At 68.4% G+C, this 3330-nt stretch carries 3 protein-coding genes and 1 pseudogene; all 4 read right to left on the bottom strand.

Features of this window, described 5'->3' with window-relative positions:
- Positions 1-474, bottom strand: a 474-nt coding sequence (locus AC5RW2_RS41720; RefSeq protein ID WP_494075331.1) for an ATP-binding protein, incomplete at its 3' end; no start/stop codon positions are given.
- Between the two features lie 22 nt (positions 475-496).
- Entirely contained in the window at positions 497-1330 is an 834-nt protein-coding gene (locus AC5RW2_RS41715; protein WP_494030502.1) for a fumarylacetoacetate hydrolase family protein, read from the bottom strand.
- Positions 1331-1532: 202 nt separating this feature from the next.
- A pseudogene (locus AC5RW2_RS41710) lies at positions 1533-1727 on the bottom strand (DUF6766 family protein); the annotation flags it as partial.
- Between the two features lie 94 nt (positions 1728-1821).
- Positions 1822-3285 carry a phytoene desaturase family protein gene (locus AC5RW2_RS41705; RefSeq protein WP_494030501.1) on the bottom strand — a complete coding sequence of 488 codons (1464 nt, stop codon included), beginning with the start codon at positions 3283-3285 and terminating at the stop codon, positions 1822-1824.
- Positions 3286-3330: the final 45 nt, after the last annotated feature.

Genomic DNA, 3330 nt, shown 5'->3' with positions numbered 1-3330 from the left:
GAGCAGGCTGTCGATGTTCCTCAGAGTGCCCAGGGAAATTTCGTCCAGCCACTGGGCGTCGTCGACGGCGGCGATCACCGGGCGTCCGTGCGCCAGCGAACGCAGGATCCAGGAGGCCGAATAGCTCAGGGCGTCCTGGTGGATCTGCGTGCCGGGAGCCATCAGGAACCTGTGGACCAGCGCACCCTGGCCGTCGAAGGGTGCCGTGCCTTCCGGGTGCTGCTGCGCCAGCGCTGCGAACCACTGCCACAGCATCGCCCCCGGCAGGTTGCGGTTGGCATCGCCGGAGGACCGCAGGATATGCCAGCCGCGGCCGGCCGCATCCTCGCAGACCGCGTCCAGCAGTGATGTCTTGCCGATGCCAGCCGGACCGGCGATGGTCAGCTCCGCGGTCTTTCCACCCGCCACGAAGGACGCGATCCCGCGCCACTGCGCCAGTTCGCGGTCCCGTCCGAAAAGCCTCGGTGCTGCCACTGTTCGATCGTATGCCGCCGCGCTATTTCCCGGCCACCTGCTCTGCCACGCAGCGGTTGCGCAGTTCGCCGATGCCTTCGATCCGCGTCACCAATTCGGCGCCCACGGGAATCCACTCGCGCCGGGGCTTGCGGGCCACGCCCACCCCCGCCGGGGTTCCGGTGGCGATGATGTCCCCCGCGTCCAGGGTCATGAACTCGGTGATGTAGGCCACCAGCGCGGCGGGGCTGAAGATCATGTCGCTGGTATTGCCGGACTGCTTGACCTCGCCGTCGATCACGCACTCGACGGCCAGGCCGTCCTCCGGATTGAGTTCATCCGCCGTGACGATCACGGGTCCGAACGGCGTCATTGCGTCCCAGTTCTTGCCTTGGAACCATTCCTCCGTGCGGCCCTGCCAGTCGCGGACGGAGACATCGTTGATGACGCTGTAGCCCAGGATCGCCTCCCGGGCGGCCGCCTCATCCGCGTGGCGCACCTTCCGCCCCATGACGACGGCGAGTTCTGCCTCCCAGTCGATCTTCTTGCTGGCCGCAGGCATGATGACATCGTCCACCGGGCCGATCAGCGCGTTGTCCATCTTGGCGAACAGCGTGGGAACCGAGGGGACGTCCTTGCCTACCTCCTCGGCGTGGGCATGGTAGTTCAGCCCGACACAGACGATCTTCCGCGGCCGCAGGATCGGCTGGTCCAGTTCGCGGGGCTCCGGTGCCGGCCCGTCCTCGCCGTCGAGGGTCCGCCAGTCCGGGCGCTCGAGGAGTTCGGCGACGTCCTTGGCCGGCAGATAGGTCGTCGTCGTGCCTTCCTGCCGGAAAGCCTGCGTGGCCCCGTTCCGCCGCACTGTACCCAGACGCATCTGTACCCTCCCCTGGCACCGCAGCCGGCGCCGTCGTTGTTTGCCGTGACCCGGCGCAGGAACTGCAAGCTGCGCCCCCACCGAATATACGCGCCCCCACCCCAACCCCGCGAAACCTCAGTTTTTGCTGGTTTTCGAGGGCATTTTCAACAAAAACTGAGGTTTCGGGGGTGTGGTGATGGGAGGGGAGGGACGAGCCTCGTTATCCCGTCATGCCGGTGGAATCGTGCGGCTCGCCGACCGGCTTCGATTCAGGGGACCCGCGCTGGCGCAGGTAGACGGACAGGATCACCATGGACCAGACGGCCAGGAACTCGGACTGCCAGTTCTGCAGCGTACGGTTCCAGAACTCCGGCGACCCCAGGTACTCCGTATAGGTGCCCGGATCCATGCGGCGCAGCAGCTGACCGCCAGCAGCACGGCGATCCCGGCAGCAGCACTCAACCGACGCATTGATAAGCCTCCTTGGCATTCCTTCCTCCAAGGTGCAGCTAAGGCACAAAAGGCGGAACATTGAGGCCGAAGACCTCCGCCAGCGCCCGGCGGGCGGCATGGAATCCTGACATCCCGTGCACTCCGGGCCCGGGCGGCGTCGAGGCCGAACACAGGTAGACGCCATCCAGCGGCGTTTTCCAGGGATTCGCGGACAGCACCGGACGGGCCACGACCTGCCGCAGCGATGTCGCCCCCGCCGCGAAATCACCGCCCACATAGTTGGCGTTGTAGCTGGCCAGCTGTGCCGCCGTCGTCACCTGGGAACGTACGACGACGTCCCGGAACCCGGGCGCGAAGCGCTCCACCTGGGCGGTGATCGCCTCGGTCATGTCGCGCGTGGAACCGGCCGGAACGTGGCAGTAGGTCCAGAGGATGTGCCGGCCGGCCGGGGCCCGGCCGGGATCGAAAGTAGACGGCTGCGACACCAGCACATAGGGGCTGTCCGGGTGCCGGCCGGCCGCGACCTGAGCTTCGCCGCGGGCGATTTCCGCGCGGCTGCCGCCCAGATGGATGGTTCCGGTCCGGGCCACCTCCGGGTGGGCCCACGGCACCGGACCGGACAGGATGAAGTCCACCTTGCAGGCCGCATTGCCGAACCGGAAGCTGCGCAACTGCCGTTCGTAGCGGGACGGCAAGGTGCCCCGGGAACCGTCGGAGATTTCCAGCAGGGCGGGCGCAGCGGTATCCAGCAGTACCGCCGGAGTGCCGGATAGGTCACCGAGCGAGCCGATCCGCTGTCCGGTGACCACCTCGCCGCCGTGGGCTTCGAGGTCGGAAACCAGCGCGGCGATGATGGCCTGCGACCCGCCCACCGGAATCGGCCATCCGACGGCGTGTGCCAGCATGCCCAGCATCAGCCCGGCAGCGGAGGAGGAGAGCGAGGGCATCCGTCCCACCGGGTGGGCCGCGACGCCGGTCAGCATGGCGGCGGCCGGGCTGTCCGCGCCGTGCCGGGACGGAAAACGGACGTTCCAGGCAGGACTGCCCTGCTCCAGCGCCGCCAGCCCGAACCGGAGCGCGTCCACCGGGTGGGGCGGCACGCGCAGCAACTGGTCCATGGTGAAGCCGACCATCGCCTCCCAGCGACGCACCAAGGGTGCCATCAGGCGGACGTAGGCGCCGCCGTCGTGCCCCAGCCCCTCCCCGGTGCGGTCCAGGTCCTGATAGGCGATGGCCGCCGCTCCGCCGTCAAGCGGATGCGCGTAGGAGATCTCCGGGATAGCCAGCTCGATCCTGTCCGACAGGCCGAAGGCCCGGAAGGCGGGCGAGGCCAGGGCCATTGGATGCACTGCGGAGCATATATCGTGCAGGTGGCCCGGCTCCATCAGCTCGGCGGTCCGCGCCCCGCCGCCGGCAGTGCTGCCCGATTCGAAGACGCGGACCTTCAGTCCGGCCCGCGCCATGGTGACGGCCGCGGTCAGTCCATTGGGTCCCGCCCCCACCACTGCCACGTCCGCCATGCCGTTCAGCTCCCTGTCCGGACCGGAAACCCGCGGGATTTTCCC

The organism is Arthrobacter sp. B0316-1-20 (assembly GCF_059091865.1).
Note: the sequence above shows the minus strand (reverse complement) of the source record. Positions and strands in the feature narration are given on the sequence as shown.

Coding starts and splice junctions, on each gene's coding strand:
- AC5RW2_RS41715 (WP_494030502.1), bottom strand. CDS start 1,330: ATGCGTCTGGGTACAGTGCGGCGGAACGGGGCCACGCAGGCTTTCCGG.
- AC5RW2_RS41705 (WP_494030501.1), bottom strand. CDS start 3,285: ATGGCGGACGTGGCAGTGGTGGGGGCGGGACCCAATGGACTGACCGCG.